The 19,214-nt window shown below is 63.8% G+C and carries 15 protein-coding genes, 2 pseudogenes and 1 riboswitch; of the genes and pseudogenes, 9 read left to right on the plus strand and 8 right to left on the minus strand.

What is annotated here, in order from left to right:
- The first annotated feature begins 60 nt into the window (after positions 1-60).
- The 5 genes from MBELCI_RS13575 (at position 61) to MBELCI_RS20010 (ending at position 6,392) form a co-directional block, all read left to right on the plus strand.
- Entirely contained in the window at positions 61-960 is a 900-nt protein-coding gene (locus tag MBELCI_RS13575; RefSeq protein ID WP_021694816.1) for a substrate-binding domain-containing protein, read from the plus strand.
- A 128-nt stretch (positions 961-1,088) separates the two neighbouring features.
- On the plus strand, positions 1,089-1,847 hold the full coding sequence (locus MBELCI_RS13580) for a GolD/DthD family dehydrogenase (RefSeq protein WP_021694817.1): 759 nt from the start codon (positions 1,089-1,091) through the stop codon (positions 1,845-1,847).
- The gene (gene dhaL / locus MBELCI_RS13585; RefSeq protein ID WP_021694818.1) at positions 1,844-3,631 is read left to right on the plus strand and encodes a dihydroxyacetone kinase subunit DhaL; all 1,788 of its coding nucleotides are present in this window, start codon (positions 1,844-1,846) and stop codon (positions 3,629-3,631) included. The genes MBELCI_RS13580 and dhaL overlap by 4 nt, the downstream gene beginning before the upstream one ends.
- Positions 3,631-3,888 (plus strand): dihydroxyacetone kinase family protein, encoded by a 258-nt coding sequence (locus MBELCI_RS19435; RefSeq protein ID WP_021694819.1) that lies wholly within the window; start codon positions 3,631-3,633, stop codon positions 3,886-3,888. Before dhaL ends, MBELCI_RS19435 begins: the two co-directional genes overlap by 1 nt.
- Entirely contained in the window at positions 3,870-6,392 is a 2,523-nt protein-coding gene (locus tag MBELCI_RS20010; RefSeq protein WP_131505558.1) for a dihydroxyacetone kinase subunit DhaK, read from the plus strand. Before MBELCI_RS19435 ends, MBELCI_RS20010 begins: the two co-directional genes overlap by 19 nt.
- Positions 6,393-6,457: 65 nt before the next feature.
- Here the strand turns inward: MBELCI_RS20010 and MBELCI_RS13600 are convergent.
- From MBELCI_RS13600 to tkt, 6 genes and pseudogenes are all read right to left on the minus strand, one after another.
- Positions 6,458-6,922 (minus strand): annotated as a pseudogene (locus MBELCI_RS13600) (IS6 family transposase); the annotation flags it as partial.
- Positions 6,923-7,058: 136 nt separating this feature from the next.
- Positions 7,059-8,777 carry a glycerol-3-phosphate dehydrogenase/oxidase gene (locus MBELCI_RS13605; protein ID WP_021694823.1) on the minus strand — a complete coding sequence of 573 codons (1,719 nt, stop codon included), beginning with the start codon at positions 8,775-8,777 and terminating at the stop codon, positions 7,059-7,061.
- Entirely contained in the window at positions 8,774-10,177 is a 1,404-nt protein-coding gene (locus MBELCI_RS13610; RefSeq protein ID WP_021694824.1) for an FGGY-family carbohydrate kinase, read from the minus strand. The genes MBELCI_RS13605 and MBELCI_RS13610 overlap by 4 nt, the downstream gene beginning before the upstream one ends.
- Positions 10,178-10,439: 262 nt before the next feature.
- Complete coding sequence (fba, locus tag MBELCI_RS13615; RefSeq protein ID WP_021694825.1) at positions 10,440-11,483, minus strand: class II fructose-bisphosphate aldolase; 1,044 nt, start codon at positions 11,481-11,483, stop codon at positions 10,440-10,442.
- Between the two features lie 11 nt (positions 11,484-11,494).
- Positions 11,495-12,448 (minus strand): class 1 fructose-bisphosphatase, encoded by a 954-nt coding sequence (locus tag MBELCI_RS13620; RefSeq protein WP_081698599.1) that lies wholly within the window; start codon positions 12,446-12,448, stop codon positions 11,495-11,497.
- Positions 12,445-14,468: pseudogene (gene tkt / locus MBELCI_RS13625) on the minus strand (transketolase). Before tkt ends, MBELCI_RS13620 begins: the two are co-directional and overlap by 4 nt.
- Before the next feature lie 126 nt (positions 14,469-14,594).
- Between tkt and MBELCI_RS13630 the strand changes: the two are divergent.
- The 4 genes from MBELCI_RS13630 to MBELCI_RS13645 all read left to right on the plus strand — a co-directional run bounded on the left by MBELCI_RS13630 (position 14,595) and on the right by MBELCI_RS13645 (position 17,307).
- Positions 14,595-15,377, plus strand: a complete 783-nt coding sequence (locus MBELCI_RS13630) for a DeoR/GlpR family DNA-binding transcription regulator (protein WP_268744189.1) — start codon at positions 14,595-14,597, stop codon at positions 15,375-15,377.
- 1 nt (position 15,378) lies between these two features.
- Positions 15,379-16,137, plus strand: a complete 759-nt coding sequence (locus tag MBELCI_RS13635) for a triose-phosphate isomerase (RefSeq protein WP_021694829.1) — start codon at positions 15,379-15,381, stop codon at positions 16,135-16,137.
- A gap of 24 nt (positions 16,138-16,161) precedes the next feature.
- Positions 16,162-16,620 (plus strand): D-erythrulose-4-phosphate isomerase, encoded by a 459-nt coding sequence (gene derI / locus MBELCI_RS13640; RefSeq protein WP_021694830.1) that lies wholly within the window; start codon positions 16,162-16,164, stop codon positions 16,618-16,620.
- 37 nt (positions 16,621-16,657) lie between these two features.
- A riboswitch (FMN riboswitch) is annotated at positions 16,658-16,793 on the plus strand.
- A gap of 79 nt (positions 16,794-16,872) precedes the next feature.
- Positions 16,873-17,307 carry a 6,7-dimethyl-8-ribityllumazine synthase gene (locus MBELCI_RS13645; RefSeq protein ID WP_021694831.1) on the plus strand — a complete coding sequence of 145 codons (435 nt, stop codon included), beginning with the start codon at positions 16,873-16,875 and terminating at the stop codon, positions 17,305-17,307.
- Between the two features lie 5 nt (positions 17,308-17,312).
- Here the strand turns inward: MBELCI_RS13645 and MBELCI_RS13650 are convergent, their stop codons facing one another.
- Together MBELCI_RS13650 and MBELCI_RS13655 are read right to left on the minus strand one after the other, a co-directional pair.
- The gene (locus MBELCI_RS13650; RefSeq protein WP_235047646.1) at positions 17,313-18,122 is read right to left on the minus strand and encodes a DeoR/GlpR family DNA-binding transcription regulator; all 810 of its coding nucleotides are present in this window, start codon (positions 18,120-18,122) and stop codon (positions 17,313-17,315) included.
- Between the two features lie 121 nt (positions 18,123-18,243).
- The gene (locus tag MBELCI_RS13655; protein WP_021694833.1) at positions 18,244-19,200 is read right to left on the minus strand and encodes a D-ribose ABC transporter substrate-binding protein; all 957 of its coding nucleotides are present in this window, start codon (positions 19,198-19,200) and stop codon (positions 18,244-18,246) included.
- Positions 19,201-19,214 lie beyond the last annotated feature (14 nt).

Consider the following 19,214-nt stretch of genomic DNA (forward strand, 5'->3'; position numbering starts at 1 on the left):
TGTTCGCCTTGGGGCTGGGGCGGGGCCGTCCATGCGCAGGACGATCCGATCAAGATCGGCATGGCCGCCTATGGCCTGAACGCCGAATTCATGCAGCTGTGGTCGGCTGCCGGCGAGAAGCATCCCGCTGTCCAGTCGGGCATGGTCGAACTGACGGTCTTTGATGGCCGTTATGATGCACTGGTCCAGCAGGATCAGTTCGAGACGATGATCACCCAAGGTTATGACGCGATCGTCTTTGCTCCAATGGATGTCGAAGCGGGTGCCACGGCGGTCCAGCTGGCGGTCGATGCGGGCATTCCGGTTGTCGGTTCGAACGCGCGGGTGAACAGCGATCAGCTTACCTCTTATGTTGGGTCGGACGATGTCGAAGCGGGCTATCTGGAGGCCAAGGCGGTCCTGGACAAGATGAACTGCGAAGGTGACGTCGTCATTATCGAAGGCCCCATCGGCCAGTCCGGAGAGATCCAGCGCGGTGAGGGCAACGAAAAAGCCTTGGCCGAATGCCCCGACGTCAAGATCCTGGAGCGCCAGACCGCCAACTGGTCGCGCGCCGAGGCGCAGAGCCTGATGGAAAACTGGCTGACCTCGCATGGCAACGACATCCGAGGTGTCATCGCGCAGAACGATGAAATGGCCTTGGGTGCGATCGAGGCGATTCGTGCCGCGAGCATGGATGTCAACAATTTCGCCATCGCGGGCGTGGACGGCGTGACCGACGCGCTGAACGCGGTCAAGGAAGGCAGCATGGATTCCATCCTTCAGGATGGCGAGGCGCAGGCACTTGGCGCCATCGACGTCGCCATCAAGGCCGTCCGTCCCGATTACGAGCCCATGTCCGACATCTGGGAGCAGTATCCCGACATGCCGTGGAATGGCGGTGCCGACAGCGAATATAACGTTCCCTGGACCCCCGTTACGGCCGAGAACGTCGACGCGCTGCTGGCCACCCGCCAGTAAGCCCGTCCAAAACCTTCCCCGGCGCCCACGGGCACCGGGGGCCACTCACGGAATACACTTCCGGATCATCCCTGCCGCCGCGCAACCCGCGTGGGCAGAGATGGTCCCGCGTTAGACAGAGGATCGCTATGGCAGCTTCACTGGACTTTTCCCTGGCGGGCAGGACGGCCGTCGTCACGGGTGCCGCCTCCGGGATCGGCGCGGCGATCGCGCAGGCATTTTCGCAAAAAGGCGCGAGGATCGCCCTGCTGGACATGAACCTTGAGAGCGCGGAGCAGCTGGCAAAGGATTTGCCCGGCGAGGCCCGTGCCTTTTCTTGCGACGTGACCGACGCAGACAGCATCGCATCCGCCGTGGCGGATGCCACCGGCGCCTTTGGCGGCATCGACATCCTAGTGAACTCGGCCGGGATCGTGGATCTGGCTCCAGCCGAGGATCTGTCGAGCCAGGCATGGACGCGCACCATCGACATCAATTTGACCGGCAGCTTCGCCATGGCGCAGGCCGTGGGTCGCGTCATGATCGCGGCAGGCAAGGGCGGGCGGATCATCAATCTGGCCAGCCAGGCGGGTTCTGTCGCGATCGATGGGCATGTGGCCTATTGCGCGGCAAAATTTGGCATTCTGGGCGTCACAAAGACGCTGGCGCTGGAATGGGGCCGGCATGGCATCACGGTTAACGCCATCTCTCCGACGGTGGTGATGACCGATCTGGGTCGCAAGGCTTGGGCGGGCCCCAAGGGTGACGCGATGAAGGCGCAGATCCCGGTCGGCCGCTTTGCCGAACCCGATGAGATCGCGGCGGCGGCGGTCTTTCTGGCCTCGGACGCGGCAGCGATGATCAATGGCGCCGATCTTCTGGTCGATGGCGGATATACGGTGAAATGATGGACAGCAGCGACGTGAATACCCGGACCGGTCTGGCTATGCAGCGGTTTTTCAACGACCCAGACGACATTGTCGATGAAACTGTGGCGGGCTTCGTCAAGGCGCATGGCGATCTGATCCGCAAGGACCCGACGAACCCGCGCGTCGTGCTGTCACGATTCGCCCCGCAAGAGGGACGCGTGGGCATAGTCACCGGTGGCGGCTCGGGTCACGAGCCCGCCTTCATCGGCTATGCCGGGCGCAACATGGTGGATGCCGTGGCCGTAGGCGAACTGTTCTCGTCACCGACGGCGCAGGCCTTCGCGGATGCAATCCGTGCGGCGGATGGCGGGGCTGGGGTCGCGGTGCTTTACGGCAATTATGCCGGCGACAACATGAACGTAAAGATGGCGCGCGACATGGTGGCCGAAGACGGCATCGAGGTGGCGCTGGTCGTGGCCAATGACGACGTCTGTTCGGCCCCGCCCTCCGAGCGTGCCAAGCGGCGGGGCGTGGCAGGCGAAATCTTCATGTGGAAGATCGGCGGTGCCCGCGCGGCGCTTGGTGGCGATCTGGCGCAAGTCCAGGCGGCCGCGCAGAAGGCCATCGATGCCTGCCGCTCGGTCGGCGTCGGCTTGGGGCCCTGCACGCTTCCGGCGGTGGGCCATCCGAACTTCCAGATCGCCGCCGGCACGATGGAGGTAGGCATCGGCCATCACGGCGAACCCGGCGCCCGGGTCGAGCCGCTGAAACGCGCCGATGACATCGCAGACGACATGCTGCGGATCGTGCTGGAGGATCAGGACCTGAAGGCAGGGACCGAGGTCGCAGTGCTGGTCTCGGGTCTGGGCGCGACACCGGTCAACGAGCTTTATGTCCTTTTTGACCGGATTGAGACCGGGCTGGAGGGCGCGGGTCTGAAGGTACATCGCGCCATCGTCGGCAATTATTTCACCTCGCTCGAGATGGTGGGGGCGACGTTGACGGTCATGGCGCTGGACGACGAGCTGAAGGAACTGCTTGACGTCGAATGCGCCTCACCGGGGATGAGCCTGTCGGGCGCGCCCGTCCAGCCGATCGCCGCGACATCCGCCCCGCGCACCCGGCGAAGCGGAGCCGCCAAGGCCGAGGCTGCGATCGAACGCGCCCCCGAAGCCGTGGGCGATCCGCGCCTTGACATGCACGCGGCGTCCGGCATCGTGACCGACTTGGCAACCGTCATCGTCGCCAACAAGGCCTATCTGTCCGAGATCGACGGCCTGATCGGTGACGGCGATCACGGCATCAACATGGCTAAGGGCTTTGGACGGGCCGCCGAGCGCATCGCCGGTCAGAATCTGACGCTGGACGAGGCGCTTTCGGTGCTGTCGGACGTGCTGATGACTGAGATCGGTGGGTCGATGGGGCCGCTCTATGGGTTCATGTTCGGCAACATGGCCCGCGCGATCGAAGGGCGTCAGGCGATCGATGCAGAGGGTTTCGGGGTCATGCTGCGAGCGGGTCTTCAGGGCGTCCGGACCACGGGCGCCGCCGAACTGGGTGACAAGACCCTTGTCGACTGCTTGGTGCCGGCAATCTCGGCTTATGAGGCCACCCGCCCCGACGGCTTCGAGAATGCACTGATGGCAATGGCACAGGCGGCCGAGGAAGGACGCGACAGCACCATCGATATGGTTGCGCGGCTTGGACGTGCCAGCCGACTGGGGGAACGCTCGCGCGGTGTGCTGGATGCGGGCGCGACCTCTTGCGCGCTGATCCTGACGAAGCTGGCGGACAGCGTGGCAACGCGGCTGTCCCGGACGTGATGGGCGAAGCCGCGGCGTTGCATCGCCGTGGCTTCGCGCCGATAATCGTCGGCATGCAGATGTTCACCCGACACGACCTGACCTTGCTGTTCCGCAGCCTTGCCGCGCGCATGGCTGTGGAACAGGACTATCTGGCCGAACTGGACGGCGAGATCGGCGATGCCGATCACGGGGTCTCCATGTCGGTTGGCTTTGCCGCTGCCGCAAAGGCGCTGTCGGAAGGCGAGGCGCGGTGCCGATGCTGGCCGATGGCATGATGTTGGCCGCCCGCGCATTGCTCAACGAGATTGGTGCGACGACCGGTCCGCTCTATGCCAGCGCGCTGATGCGGGCCGCCCAAGCCTTGGGCGCTACGACCGAAATACCGCTGGCGCGCCTGCCCGAGGTGATCATCGCGATGTCCGAGGGCATCGCCGCGCGCGGGGCCAGTAAGCCGGGCGACAAGACCATGATCCGATGCCTGGGCCCCTGCAGCCCATGCCGTCCGTGCCGGTTTGGCAACGGAACAGGATGTCGCACATATTCTAAAGGACGCAGCCTCGGCTGCCGCCGAGGGTGCCAAGGCGACCCGTGCGATGATGGCGGTCAAGGGGCGGGCGGCGCGACTTGGGCCGCGCAGCCTTGGACACGTGGACCCCGGGGCGGCGTCGGCGGCAGCGCTGCTGGACAGCATGGCGCAATGGGCCATGGTCCGGTCGCGCCCGGCTTCATCATGACCGGCGGTCAGTCGATGCGGGTGGGGGGCACCGTTCGCAGTCCCCTGCGGTTCGGTGAGGATCCGTTGCTGTGGGCGGCTTGGCTCTATTACGAAGAAGGCATGACCCAAGGGGATATCGCGGCGCAGATGGGCGTGTCCCGTGCCTCGGTCAATGCTTACCTAGCGGATGCGCGGGCGCGGGGCATCGTCTCGATCGAGATCGATCCCGATCGCTTTCGCGCCCTCAGCATCGCCCAGAGCCTGCAGGACCATTTCAACCTGTCGGATTGTCTTGTGATCCCCTCGGAAGGAGGGGGCAGTCCACTTGTAGACCGGTTGGGGGCAGCGGGGGCGCAGCTTCTGGCCAGGACGGCGCAATCAGGCGACACGATCGCGGTCACTTGGGGGCGCACCGTGCTGTCGATGGCTGACAGCGTCCGTACTGGCGGGTTGCAGGACCTTCGCATCGTCCAGGCGACGGGCGGCACGACAGCCAAGATCCCCTGGACCCCAGAGGCCTGCGCGACCACGCTGGCCGACGCCCTCGGCGCGCGCTGCATTCCGATATCGGCACCCGCGATCGTATCCTCTCCGGACATGCGCACGCTCTTGCTGCACGAACCGGTGATCGCCGAACAGATGAAGGTCTTGGCCGAGGCGAACCGAATCATTCTGGGGATCTCTTCGCTGCGTCCCGAAAGCACGATTCACAGCAGCGGTTTCTTCGACGCGGTGGACGCGCAGGCTTATGCGAATGCGGCGGTAGGCAGCATCGCAGGGCGGTTGATTTCAGCCACGGGCGAGGTCGTCGACGGACCGCTCGAGGCACGCACCATCGGCATCGACCTGAACAGCCTGGGCAAGATTCCCTGCCGCATCGGTGTCGCTGGCGGGATGGACAAGGTGCAGGCCATTCTGGCGGCCCTGCGTGGCAGGCTGGTCAACGTCATGGTCACCGATGCCGATACGGCCCGCGCGATCCTTGCCTCCGAAGGTCGCGATATCGACGCCCCCAAGCGCGCCGGCAAGCCAGCAGCCGCCCTGCCCGAGCGCGTGCGGGTCAAGAAATTCCTTAATCGCTCCCAAGATGCCGTCAGCGAGACAATTGCGGGAGCGGTCTTGGCGCATGAAGAGCTGCTAGCCCCCATCGAAGGCGCGCCGCGCGCTCTGAAAGCCGTGACCGGCCCCCGTCCCGGAAAGGTGGGTTTGGTCATCGGCGGCGGATCGGGGCACGAACCGGGGTTTTTCGGCTATGTCGGGGCCGGTCTGGCCGATGCCGTCGCAATCGGCAACGTCTTTGCCGCGCCGCCGCCCGATCCGATCCTGGCGGCCACGCTGGCTGCCGATGGCGGGGCAGGGGTGCTGCACATCTTCGGCAATTTTTCGGGCGACGTGATGAATTTCGAGATGGCTGCCGAGATGGCCGCCGCACGGGGTATCCCGGTGCGATCAGTCATCACCACCGACGACATTGCCTCTGCTCCGGTTGAGACGCGCGCAGCGCGGCGTGGCGTGGCCGGAAATGTCTTCGTCTTCAAGATCGCCGGTGCCGCATGCGACCGGATGCTGCCGTTGGAGCGCTGCGTCGAACTTGCCAATCGTGCGACACAACGGTGCTTCACCATGGGCATCGCCCTTGAACCGGGCACCTCCCTCGAAACGCGCCGCCCCAGTTTCCGAATTGGTCCTGAAAAGATGGAGATTGGTGTCGGGGTTCATGGCGAACGCGGTATCGCCAGCGACAGGCTGGTCGGCGCCGATGAGGCAACGGACCTGGTTGTCGACCGGATCCTGTCAGAAATGGCGCCGGCCGAGGGTGATCGGGTCGCGCTTTTGGTCAATTCGCTTGGCAGCACGCCGATGATGGAACTTTACATCATCAACCGACGCCTCAGACAGCGGTTGCGCGCCCGTGGTGTCATGGCGCATCGAACCTTGATCGGTCACTACTACACATCGCTGGATATGGCCGGCATGTCGATCACAGCGATGCTGCTGGACGACGAGTTGGCAAGCCTGTTGGATCATCCTTGTCATTCGCCTGCCTGGCATCACGCATTATAGCTTTCATGCGGGCCATAATATAACTGTTCTATCCCGGATGATCACATAAGCCCTCGGCGAACTGCGACGCCGGGGGCGAGTTCTGCCTTCGCGGCCGGATAGGGTCCGAGCTTGTCGGTCACCATCACCAGCGGCAGGCCCCACCGCTTGAATAGCTTGTGCATGAACCGCCTGGCGGCCGCCGTGTTGCGGCGCGACTGCACGAGGATGTCCAACACGTCGCTGTTCGCGTCGATCGCCCGCCACAGCCAATGTCTGACGCCGTTGATCATGAGGACGACCTCGTCGAAATGCCATTTGTCGGCTGGCCCGGGGCGGTCGCGTCGGATCTTCGCGGCGAACTGCGTCCCGAACTTCACGACCCAGATCCGGATCGTCTCGTGGGACACAGTGACCCCGCGCTCCGCGAGAAGATCCTCCACATCGCGCAGGCTCAGAGCGAAGCGGTGGTAGGCCCAGACGGCGTAGCCGATCACGGTCCGCGGAAATCGATGGCCCTTGAGGCGCGAGAGATCGTCGAGATTCGGCATGTGAGCCGGCTATCCGACCTCCGCAGCACCATAAACCTGACAATGCCGGTCAATAACGTAAGATCAACTTCACGATCTGGACCGTGCCCTGTTCCGAGCAAAAGCTCGAGGATGTCCCGTCGTCTCTCCCTTGCCGTCAGACAAACTGCGGCATGCCTTCAGCATCAAATCTAATACGATGATGCCGCCTGTAGCGCTCTACCAAGTTTTCCTCTTCCAAGGTGATGCGCGCCGCATCCCAATCGAGAATTCCGGCGAGCGCTAGGACCAACTCCGACAGCGCGGCGCGGGGCAGCGGACGTTCCAGGAACAGCGCCCCCCTCCCGAAGAGAACATCCTGCGCACTGTGGACTACCTCGTGCCGAACGATGAAAACGAGTTCCTCGTGCGAGACGTCTGGAAGCTGCGTCAGGAAAGTTTCCGGCCCCCTGAAGGAGTTCGCGACCAACCGAGCCCGCGATCCATAACAGGTTAGAAGCCGCGCCGCCCGGGTCCGCGACAGGCCCGTGGCCGTGAGGTCCGACAAGAGCGCCTCTGCATCGCTGGCTCTTTGTGACAGGCCGACGCCACCACCAATCGCCACGTCTTTTGTCGTGCGGCGCCGTTCCCGGCTCAAACAGGACAGTGCCACGTCCGTTACCTCAGCCGAGAAGGAGCGAAAGGTCGTCCATTTGCCGCCGACTAATGACAGGATCGGAAAGTTGCGTTCCTCGGTGGGAGGGAGGACGGGTATGGAATGATCGCGGCTGATCGCGCCTGGGTCCGAGGCATTCTGTGCGGGCAGGGGGCGAACTCCGGTGTAGCTGAAAAAGATGTTGTCCCGTGTTGCCGTCACCCCAGGAAAAATCCGGCGGAAGGCGTCTAGCAGGTAGTCGACCTCCTCGTCGGTGCAAACCGCCCCGTCGGGATCTTCGGTTGCAAGGTCGGTCGAGCCTAGAAGCACGTGTCCCATGAAATTGGAGACAAGACAGATCCGACCGCCTTCTGCTTCGAAATACATCATCCGCCCTTCGAGACTGCGCGCAAAGATCGGCAGGTCCAGCAGCAGATGGCTGCCTTTCGTGCCGCCGATCATGCGGCCGGCCTCGCCCGCAGCGGCGTTCACCCGGTCGATCCATGGGCCTGCAGCGTTGATCATCAGATCACAGCCCACCAAGAAGACTTCGCCCGTCGTGGCATCGCGCAACCGCGCCCGGTCGCTCTCCATTCCGTCGAAGCTCACATGGTTCAACGCCATGCTGGCAGGGTTCGCTTCCATCCCGTCGAGCGCCAGCTCGATAACCAGCCTTTCGGGCGAGGTAATCCAAGCGTCGTAATAGGAGGCTGCGATGCGGATCTGCGGGTCGAGATCAGGGATTTCGCGCAGCGCATCCGCCCGCCGAATCATCCGGTGGCGGGGCAGGACGCGGTTCGAGCGTCCGTAGAGGTCGTAGAGCGTAAGCCCGAACTTGATCACCGCCGCGCCACGTTCGGTGAGCTTCGCGGGACGGCGCAAGAACCGGCGCAGCGCCGGCAGGATCCCCGCGGTCCAGGAATAGATCGGGATGATCATCTCAAGGGGATGGACGTAATGCGCGGCGTTCTGGAGCAGGCGATTGCGCTCCTCTGCGCTTTCGCGAACCAGACGGAACTCCCCGGTTTCGAGATATTTCAATCCGCCATGAATCATTCGCGACGGGGCGCGACTGGTGCCTGAGCAGAAATCTCCGCGCTCGACCAGGAGGCAATCGACCCCTTGCAGGGCCAGGTCGCGAAAGGTCCCCATTCCATTGATCCCGCCGCCCACGATCAGCACCGGGACATGCCGCGTGTCGCGCAGGCGCTGCAGGAGGGCACCACGTCTCGTGTCGCTCATGTATGTCGGGTCCTTGCTTGAAGGTCGATCAATGCAGCAGCGGCGTCCCTGTAACGCGCATAGCCCACGCGCAGCCGAGCAGAGGCGCTGCCGGGACTGTAGCTCCTAAGCGACCCAATAGTGCGCGCTTGGGCCTCCTCCCAACTGTCATAAATCCCGGAGGCAAGGCCGGCGCAGATCGCGACACCGAGTGCGCCGGCTTCTAGCGTTGTCGGTACCTCGACCCGCCGTTCGAGCGTGTCGGCCATCATCTGCGCGAAATAGGGATTGCGACTGCTGCCGCCAGTCAGTCGCACCGAAGGGATGCTTCGTTCGGGGTCGAGCGCATCGACGTGCTGGCGATGATTGAAAGCAATGCCCTCGGCCACGGCGCGCAGCATGTGACCGCGTCCGTGCCAGCCACGTAGGCCCAGAAAAGCACCAGCCACGTCTGACCGGTACGGCGATCCAAAGAGATAGGGGAGATAGAGAATGTCCGAGGGATCCTGCTCGACCGCGTCGAGCTCCTGCTGCAGCATCGAAAAGGGGTCGTCGATTTCCAGCGCGTCACGCGCAGCCTGCTGCACGAACCAGTCGAGATTGGCGCTTGAGGCAGGCGAGATGGACATGCAGTTCCATTGACCGGGCATGAGGCCGTTGCGGGTCAGCCAGCCGGGCCCGGACTGAGGCGCGGTGCGGAAGGTCTCGTTGATCGAATATGTGCCGGCCACCACTGCGAGAACATCAGGCCCCGCGACGCCGGACCCTACTGCGCAGGCGACGACGTCGTGCAGTCCGGCGGCGACGGGCAGGCCTATGGGTAGGCCGGTTGCCGCCGCAGCTTCACGCGTGACATGACCGACGATTGCGCCGGGGAGATGAACCGATGGCAGCGCTTGAGACAAGTCGCCGAGGCCGAATAGCTCCAGAGCCTCCGCGCTGTATGATTGGCTGCGCATGTCGGTAAAGGCGACACTGGCCTCGGTGAAGTCGGTTCCGATTTCGCCAGTCAGCCTATAACGCAGCCAGTCCTTACAGGACAGGATCGCGCCAATGCGGGCATATCGGCTGGGTTCGGTGTCACGGATATATGCGAGCAGGGCTGCGGGTGAGGCAGGAAAGGGCTGCTGGCCGCAGAGTGCAAGGGCTCGATCCGTCGTGCCATCGGCGTCCCAGCCTTCGATGACCTTCTGCGCCCGGCTGTCGAGCGAGGTTGCTGCCGGCCCCAACGGCTCACCGTCATGATCGAGCAGGTATAGCCCGTCACCATGCCCGGCGACCGCGACAGCCGCGGGGGTGACGCAGTTGCCCTCCACCTGCGCGGCAGCCTCTAGCGCGACGCGGATGGCACGGGCAGACGCATCCCAGTGCCCCGCCATGTCGCGCTCCACATGATGCGCGATCGCCTTGATCTGGGGCACTGCGCATTTTCCCTGCGCGACGACCGTGCCGTCTGTGCGGAACACCACTGCTTGGTGACTGTCAGACCACTGTCGAGGCCGAGCAGGTAATGTGTCATATCAGCCCTCCCGCCAGACGTGGCGCTGCTGGAACCGAGCACCAGCGTAACGGATCACGGGATAAAGCGTCTCGGGCAATCCGGGTAATAGTCATCACGGCCCCTCCGGATTTGTGTCCTTGCAGGGGAGCCATGCCAATCAGGAGGGCAGGGCTCGGCTTTTCTCAGGCGGCGCGATAAATTGTCGCCATCTTGTGGAGTGCCAGAGCGCGAATATGCTCGGCATGACCGGCGGTACCAAAGGTTTCGAACTTCTCGACGCAGAGCTTCGTCACCGCTGTCATGGCGGGTTTCATGTACTTGCGCGGATCGAACTCGGCAGGATCATTCGCCAAGGTTTCGCGAATGGCGGAGGTGATTGCCAAGCGGATATCGGTGTCGATGTTGATCTTGCGCACGCCGTGACGGATACCACGTCGGATCTCCTCCATCGGCACGCCCCAAGTCGGACGGATCGCACCGCCATGAGCATTGATGTTGGCGCAGAGATCCTGGGGAACAGAAGAGGAGCCGTGCATCACCAGGTGAGTGTTTGGCAACCGCTTGTGGATCGCCTCAATCACGTCCATTGCCAGCACTTCGCCGTCGGGCTCGCGGGTGAACTTGTAGGCACCGTGGCTAGTACCCATGGCGACCGCCAACGCGTCGACTCCGGTCTCGGAAACGAAGCGTTCGGCCTCCTCGGGATCGGTAAGGAGTTGGTCATGGCTCAGCTTTTCAGTCGCCCCGTGCCCGTCCTCCTGATCACCTATGCCAGTCTCGAGGCTGCCAAGCACGCCCAGTTCGCCTTCGACTGAGACGCCGGCGGCATGGGCGATCTCGACCACACGGCGAGTAATGTCCGCGTTGTACGCGTAGTCTGCGGGTGTGGTTCCGTCGGCCTTGAGCGAGCCGTCCATCATTACCGAGGTGAAGCCGTTCTGGATTGCAGTGACGCAGGTGGCAAGATTATTGCCATGGTCAAGATGCATGCAGACCGGGATGTGCGGATATTGGTCGACCAATGCGTCGATCAGCCGGGCCAGTACGCCATCGCCGGCATAGGCGCGCGCGCCGCGGCTGGCCTGAAGTATGACTGGTGCCTGGGCCTTGTCTGCGGCGGCCATGACGGCGAGGCCCTGCTCCATGTTGGAGATGTTGAAGGCGGGCACACCGTAGCCATTTTCGGCGGCGTGGTCGAGAAGCTGGCGGAGCGTGATGCGGGCCATGGGTTGTCTCCTCAGTGGCGGGGAATGGCAGCGACCATGTCGCGGTCGCCAAAAATGAGCGGGCTGTGCTGGTGCAGGCGCTCGGTGATGCGATCCAGAATGCGGGTCGTCCCATCGGTGGCAGCGCCTCCGGCCTGCTCGATCAGGTAGGCGATCGGGAAGGCTTCGTAGAGCAGCCGAAGGCGGCCGTTTTCGTAGCCTTTCCGCGCGTCCGCCGGATAGAGGAAGATACCTCCCTGCAGCAGGATCCGGTGGAGGTCGCCCACGGCGGCCGCGATCCAGCGCATGTTGGCGCCGGCTTCAATGCGGGTTTCGACGTGATCGCGCAGAGGGGCAGGCCAATGGCCCGTGTTCGAGGCATTGTAGGCGATCATTGGCTTGTTTTCGGGGATGCGGACCTGCTCACGGGCGAGGTGAAAGCGTCCCGAAGCCGGATCCAGCGTGAAGAGGTCTACCCCATTGCCAAGGCTCAGCCCCATGTCGGTGCTGTGGCCAAAGGAGACGTAGCCTGCCGCGATGACCTCCGTGCCTGGACGCTGCAGCGTATTGCCAGCCTCGAACACGCAAAACAGCAGGCCAAGCGGCGCGCCGATGCCAATGCTGCCCGAGCCGTCGATCGGATCGATGGCGACATCGTAGCGACCCACCGGGTGCAGCGTGATCTCATCTTCGGCCTCCTCGGAGACTACCGCGCGCACATCGACACGCGCCAATGCCTCCAGCAGGTGCTCATGCGCAGCGCGGTCGAGCGCCTTTTGCCGATCTCCGCTGTCGTTGGTGCCGACGATCTGAGCCGGATCGCCCGGGAGCCCGGCTTGAGCGAGCCGCGCCGCGATCGGCGCGGCAGCGTGAGCAATGGCGCATGCGATTCCGGTCAAGGCTGCGTTGCCACTGCGCGTTGCAAGATGCGCTTCAAGCGAAGGCGCGGTGATGACGGCATCGCCAGACAACGAGAGAGGGGTCACGGCCTTGCCTCGATCAGGGCTCTGGCCCGAGCCATGATGGCGTCTCGGGTAATGCCGAACTTCTCATACAGCACCTCGGCGGGGGCCGACGCGCCAAAGCCGTCCATGCCGATCACATCTTCTTCGGAGGCGACGTAGCGGGTCCAGCCGAGCTTGCTCGCCGCCTCGACGGCCACACGCGGCGCATCCCCCAGCACTTCGGCGCGGTAGCTCGGCGGCTGTGTGTCGAACAGCTCCCAGCTCGGCATCGAGACAACGGCTGCACCGCACCCTTCGGCGTACAGCGCTTCGGCTGCCTCGACGGCGAGGGCGACTTCGGTGCCGGTGGCGATCAGCGTGACATCGCGTCTTTCGCCGAACTGCCGGATCACATAGGCGCCCTTGGCGCTCAAGTTCTCTTCGCCCGACGCGCGTAGTTGCGGCACTGCCTGGCGCGACAGCGCCAGCAGCGACGGCGCACGTCGCGACCGGATTGCCAGCTCCCAGCATTCCAGTGTCTCCACCGCATCGGCGGGACGAAACACATTGAGGCCCGGAATGGCGCGCAGGGAAATCAGGTGCTCGACCGGTTGGTGGGTGGGACCGTCCTCGCCTAGCCCGATGCTGTCATGGGTCATGACATAGACTGTGCCGACGCCCATCAACGCCGAAAGCCGGATTGCGTTACGGGCGTAGTCCGAAAAGACGAGGAAGGTGCCCCCGTACGGTATGACGCCACCATGCACACTCATGCCGTTCATCGCCGCGGCCATGCCGAACTCGCGCACGCCCCAAGAGACATAGCGCCCCCCAAGGCTGCCGGCCTGGAAATCGCTGTCCACGGCTTTGACGCGGGTGAGGTTCGAGCCGGTCAGGTCGGCCGAGCCGCCGATCATCTCGGGGCAGACCTCGGCCAGCGTCTCCAGCGCGATCTGGCTCGCCTTGCGGGTAGCGACCTTCTGCGGGCTGGCGTAAAGCGCTGCACGTGCCTGTGCTACGGCGGTGTCGAAGCCATCAGGCATTTCGCCTGCGATCCTGCGGGAGAACTCGGTTCGCTGGTCCGCCGGGAGGGCGGAAAGCCGCATCTCCCATGCCTCACGGTCCGCTGCACCGCGCGCTCCGGCGGCGCGCCATTCGGAGAGCAACTCTGCGGGAATGGAGAAATCCTCGTTGGCCCAGTCGAGCGCCTGGCGCACCAGTGCACGCTCCTCGGCGCCCAGCGGCGCACCATGCGAGGCGGCAGTTCCGGCCTTGTTGGGCGAGCCAGTCCGATCACCGTGCGCATGCGGATCAGCGTCGGGCGTGTCGTCTCGGCTTTGGCGCGGGTGATTGCCTCATCGAGGGCGGTGACGTCATGTCCGTCGCAGGCAATCACTTGCCAGCCCGCGGCCTCGAACCGACCGGTCGTGTCCTCGGTGAAGGACTTGTCGGTGGTGCCGTCGATCGAAATGCCATTGTCGTCATAGAGTACGCAGAGCTTGCTCAACTTCAGATGGCCCGCTAGCGAGATCGCCTCTTGGCTGATCCCCTCCATCAGGCAACCATCACCGCAGAACACCCAAGTCCGATGATCGACAACTTCGCGGCCGAAGCGCGCCGCGAGATGCGCCTCCGCCATGCACATGCCGACAGCCCCCGCAAGACCTTGGCCCAGCGGACCAGTGGTGACGTCCACTCCTGCGACGTGCCCGTATTCGGGATGGCCTGCGGTCTTCGCGCCCCATTGGCGAAAGTTTTTGAGTTCCTCAACCGGCATGTCCTCAAAGCCGGTCAGATGCAGCAGTGCATAGAGCAGCATCGAGCCGTGGCCGTTCGACAGCACGAAGCGATCGCGGTCGGGCCAGTCGGGCCGCGCGGCGTCGAACTTCATATGTCTGGTCCATAGCACGGTCGCGGCTTCAGCCATGCCCATCGGCGCACCGGGATGACCGGAGTTCGCGGCTTCAACGCCGTCAATGGCGAGTGCGCGGATGCAGTTGGCCAGCGCGAAGGCGCGGGTATCGGTGGCGGCGCGGGCCAGCGCCGGGGCGTGTTCGGTCATCGAAGCTCCTGTTCGAGTCGTGACATTGCCTAGCTTAATATCACAAATATCACAATGATAAATCACAATATCACAAATATAATGTTGTGATGCCCGGGATTCTGTGATATTCGGTGTCATGCAGGCATGAGGACACAACATTTGAGACCCGAGGACCGCCGTCACGAGATCGTTGAAATGCTGGTCGAGCAGGGCAGTGCCACGCTGGAGGCGTTGTCAGAGCACTTTGGTGTGTCGAAGATGACAATCCATCGCGATCTCGACGCACTGGAGGCCGAGGGGCGACTGCGGAAGTTGCGCGGCAGCGCGACGTTGGAGTCTTCGGGCCAGTTCGAGAGTGACTTCCGCTACCGTGCGCGCATGGCGGGCGAAGAGAAGGCGCGGATTGCCCGGCATGTGGCCAGCTTCGTAGAGCCAGGGATGAGCGTGATGGTCGATGACGGATCGACCTCTCAGGCTTTGGCGCCACATTTGGCAGCGATCCGGCCTCTCACCGTTATTACTAACAACCTCGGTCTGATCGCCGATTTGTCAGGTCGTCAGGGGATCGAGCTGATCGCGCTCGGAGGCAACTACGCCTCCAAGTTCAATGGGTTTTTCGGTGTGTTGACGGAAACCGCCCTGCGCGACCTGCGCGCTGATATGGCGCTGATTTCTTCCTCGGCGGTTTCAGGCCGGAGCGCGTTCCACCAAGACCAGGAGGTTCTGGGAGTCAAACGGGCGATGATCGCCTCGGCGGCACGGCGCTACCTGATGGTTGATCATCAGAAATTCGGGCGTAACGCGCTGCATTTGCTGGCCGATCTCGGGGATTTCGATGGGGTGGTGACCAGTGGTGCCCTGGATCACACGCAGGCTGACGCACTTCGCCAAGACGGCATCAGGTTACATTTCGCGGAAGGGGACTGACATGGACGACCGGCTCTGGATCGGCACCAGCTGGAAGATGAACAAGACGCTCGCAGAGGCGCGCGCCTTCGCCGAGGTGCTGGCCGGGGCCGCCCCGGACCCCCGCATCCAACGCTTCGTGATCCCGCCGTTCACTGCCGCGCGCGAAGTCGCCATGATGCTGGCGGATAGCGACGTGAAGGTTGGAGCCCAGAACATGCACTGGGCCGATCAAGGCGCTTGGACGGGTGAAATCTCGCCCCCGATGCTGACCGACTGCGGGCTCGACATCGTCGAACTGGGTCATTCCGAACGTCGCGCCCATTTCGGCGAGACCGACGAGACGGTCGGGCTCAAGACCGAGGCCGCTGTCCGGCACGGGCTGATCCCGCTGATCTGTATTGGCGAGACCGCTGAGGACAAGGGGGCAGGCCGAGCCGACGATATATTAGCCGCGCAGGTCGAGGGAGCGCTCGCGCTTCTCGATGAGGGGCAGAAATCCGCCACTATCTTGTTGGCATACGAGCCGGTTTGGGCGATCGGCGAGGGCGGCGTGCCGGCCTCGGCCGATTACGCCGATGCCCGTCATGCTGGTATCAAGGAAGTATCGGCGCGCATTATGGGACGGCCACTGCCGTGTCTTTATGGCGGCAGCGTCAATCCCGGCAACTGCGCCGAACTCATTGCACAGCCCTCGATTGATGGGCTGTTCATCGGGCGTTCGGCCTGGGAGGTCGAGGGCTATCTCGACCTCCTGCACCGCTGCGCCGTCGTTATCTGATCCAATCTAGAGGGAGACCCCATCATGAAACTCGCGATTGCAGGCGACAGCGCGGGCGCGCCGCTGGCCAAGACGCTGGCCGAGCATCTTTCGGCCCGCGGGCACGACGTGTCCGACCTCTCCACCCCGCCCGAGGGCGGCGAATTCTATGCCGACCTGTCTGACCGCGTCTGTCAGGGCGTGCTCAAGGGCGAATACGAGCGCGCGATCCTGTGTTGCGGTACCGGCATCGGCGTCTGCCTGTCGGCCAACAAGGTGCCGGGCATTCGCGCTGCGCAGACCCACGACACCTATTCGGCGGGCAAGGCCGCGACCTCGAACAATGCGCAGGTCATCACCATGGGTGCGCGGGTCGTGGGGGCGGAGCTGGCCAAGGATATCGCCGACGCTTTTCTTGGTGCAGCTTTCGACCCCGAGGGCAAGTCGGCGGGCAACGTCGGCGCCATCGACGCACTCGACGCGCGCTATCACGAGGCCCGCTGAGGGCTCTTGCCCCGGGCGTCGATCCGGGGCAAATCACGCATGTTCTCGGGGCGGGGTGAAACTCCCCACCGGCGGTGAAAGCCCGCGAGCGCTCCGGCCGAGAGGCCGGGGGTCAGCAGAGTCCGGTGAAACTCCGGCGCCGACGGTCATAGTCCGGATGAGAGGGAACGGAATGAGCGGGGTGGGCCGATTGGTGCCGCCACGCTTGCCGTTGCGCGCCCCCTGATCGACTGGACTGACAGGGAGATAGCCATGACCGACCTTTCAATCGCCTTCATCAAGGCACGCTGGCACGCTGATATCGTCGACCGCGCGCAGGAGGGCTTTGACGCTGCCATTGTTGAAAGTGGCCGCGCTGCTACCGTCACCCCCTTTGAGGTGCCTGGCGCCTTCGAGATGCCGCTTCTGGCCAAGAGGTTGACGCAGTCCGGCCGCTTCGACGCGGTGGTTGCGGCGGCGCTGGTGGTCGATGGCGGCATCTACCGGCATGATTTCGTAGCGCAGGCGGTGGTGTCGGGGCTGATGCAGGCGCAACTCGAGACCGGTGTGCCGGTATTCTCGGTGTCGCTGACGCCGCATCATTTTCAGGACACGATCGAGCATCGCGATTTCTACACCGCGCATTTCGTAAAGAAAGGCCGCGAGGCGGCGGCGGCGGTGCTGGCCATCGCCGATCTGGAGATCTGAAAGTCCTAGAGTGGAGCGACGATCACTTCGACGCCCTGCGCTGCGATCGCCTCGCGCATCTCGGGCGGTGTGCCGGGGTCGGTGATCACCACGTCGAACTCGTCGATCCGAGCCATGGCGTGAAGCGCCCTGCGGCCAAACTTGCTGTGATCGGTCAGAAGTACCCGTCGTGCTGCTGCGTCGAACATCGCGCGTTTGACGTCCACCACCTCGGCGAACTGATGCAGCACCACGTCGCCGTCGATTGCTGACATGGAGAGAAATACGGTGTCCGCCCTCAGGCGTGCGACTTCACCGGTGGTCATTCGGCCAAGGAAAGCGTTGCACCAGTTGTGCAACTGTCCGCCCAGCCCGATCAGGGTGAGGTCTCGTTGGCCGCGTAGGGCCCCCATCAGGGTGAGGCCGTTGGTGATGACTGTAAGTGGCGCCAGTTCACTCAGATACGGCACCATCTGAAGAGCTGTGGTGGAATCATCCATGAAGATCGCTTGACCAGGTTCGATCAGTTTCGCGGCCTCGCGTGCGATCGCTGCTTTTTCGGCCGTTTTCTGACTGGCGCGATAAACATCGGAGGCTTCAGCCAGCCCGCTTGGCGCAGCTGTGACCAGGCCGCGACTTTTGCGCAGTAGGCCCCGTGCGATGAGATCATCTAAATCGCGATGCGCGGTCATGAGGCTGACGCCGAAACGTTCGGTCAGATCCTCGATCCGCATCGTGCCCTCGGCCATGACGAGTTCGGTCATGCGTTGCCGCCGCTCCAGCTGGCGTGCCTGACGGCTGTCGGCCGGCACTTGCTCTCCCAGCAGGGTCAGCATGGCCGGGGCAGGTGAGGGGGTAGCCCGTGTCATGATCTCTCCATCATAGCGATGGCGGCTGGCCTAGCCAGCCGCCATCGCGGGGGAGGACGCGCCGCCAATCGGCGGCGCGCGGGGAGGATCACTGCTCCAGCACGAAAGGCGCGGTGTAGCCGTCAACGTTGTCGGTTGTGATCAGCTCACAGCCAAAGAGCTGTTTTTCTTCATCGACCATGGTCTCGCCGTTCTTGATGAAATGGTCGGCCTGCCGCACGGCTTCTTCGGCGAAGACCGCGACCGGCTGCAGCACGGTATAGGCAAGCTCGCCTGCCTTGACTGCGTCGACCGCGTCGGGATTGCCGTCAAAGCCGCCAATCACAACGCCCTCAAGCTTGCCCGCCTCCTTGAGCGCTGCGATTGCGCCGAGTGCCATCTCGTCGTTGCCGGAAATGATCGCGTCGACCTCGGGGTTGGCCTGCAGAATTGACTGCATCTTGTTGTAGCCTTGGGTGCGGTCCCAGTTGGCGACCTCCTCGGCGACTTTCTCCAGATCGGGGTACTGGCTCAACACCGTCTCGTAGCCATTGGAGCGGGTGGCAGCGTTGTTGTCGGCAGGGTTGCCAAAGAATTCGACATACTTGCCGCTGTCGCCCACCAGCTCGACCCACTTGATCGCACCATCGGCGGCACATTGGGCGTTGTTCGACACAAGCTGCGCCTTTGCGAGGCCGGCCTCGTTGATCTCGGCGTTGACGAGGAAGACCGGGATTCCCGCGTCGATTGCCTTGCGCACCGCACCGATCGACCCGTCGGCATTGGCCGGGTCGAGGATGATCGCCTTGGCTTGGTTGGTGATCGCGGTGTCGATCAGGTTACTCTCGGTGTTGGTGTCGCCCTTGTGAGAGGCGACGGCGGCTTCGTAGCCGAGTTCCTCGGCGGTCTCTTTCGCGACTTCGCCCTCGGTGAACCAGTAGGGGTTCGAGGGATCGTTGACGATGATCGAGATCAGGCCCTGATCCTGCGCCATGGCGGCGCCGGCAAAGAGCGGAGTTGCGATCGCGGCGGCGCCGGCGAGCAGAATGGTGCGTTTGGTCGGCATGATTTTCTCTCTCC

The sequence above is a fragment of the Limimaricola cinnabarinus LL-001 genome, assembly GCF_000466965.1.
Taxonomy (GTDB): Bacteria; Pseudomonadota; Alphaproteobacteria; order Rhodobacterales; family Rhodobacteraceae; genus Limimaricola; species Limimaricola cinnabarinus.

Coding starts and splice junctions, on each gene's coding strand:
- MBELCI_RS13575 (WP_021694816.1), top strand. CDS start 61: ATGGCCGCCTATGGCCTGAACGCCGAATTCATGCAGCTGTGGTCGGCT.
- MBELCI_RS13580 (WP_021694817.1), top strand. CDS start 1,089: ATGGCAGCTTCACTGGACTTTTCCCTGGCGGGCAGGACGGCCGTCGTC.
- dhaL (WP_021694818.1), top strand. CDS start 1,844: ATGATGGACAGCAGCGACGTGAATACCCGGACCGGTCTGGCTATGCAG.
- MBELCI_RS19435 (WP_021694819.1), top strand. CDS start 3,631: ATGGGCGAAGCCGCGGCGTTGCATCGCCGTGGCTTCGCGCCGATAATC.
- MBELCI_RS20010 (WP_131505558.1), top strand. CDS start 3,870: ATGCTGGCCGATGGCATGATGTTGGCCGCCCGCGCATTGCTCAACGAG.
- MBELCI_RS13605 (WP_021694823.1), bottom strand. CDS start 8,777: ATGAGCGACACGAGACGTGGTGCCCTCCTGCAGCGCCTGCGCGACACG.
- fba (WP_021694825.1), bottom strand. CDS start 11,483: ATGGCCCGCATCACGCTCCGCCAGCTTCTCGACCACGCCGCCGAAAAT.
- MBELCI_RS13630 (WP_268744189.1), top strand. CDS start 14,595: ATGAGGACACAACATTTGAGACCCGAGGACCGCCGTCACGAGATCGTT.
- MBELCI_RS13635 (WP_021694829.1), top strand. CDS start 15,379: ATGGACGACCGGCTCTGGATCGGCACCAGCTGGAAGATGAACAAGACG.
- derI (WP_021694830.1), top strand. CDS start 16,162: ATGAAACTCGCGATTGCAGGCGACAGCGCGGGCGCGCCGCTGGCCAAG.
- MBELCI_RS13645 (WP_021694831.1), top strand. CDS start 16,873: ATGACCGACCTTTCAATCGCCTTCATCAAGGCACGCTGGCACGCTGAT.
- MBELCI_RS13650 (WP_235047646.1), bottom strand. CDS start 18,122: ATGCTGACCCTGCTGGGAGAGCAAGTGCCGGCCGACAGCCGTCAGGCA.
- MBELCI_RS13655 (WP_021694833.1), bottom strand. CDS start 19,200: ATGCCGACCAAACGCACCATTCTGCTCGCCGGCGCCGCCGCGATCGCA.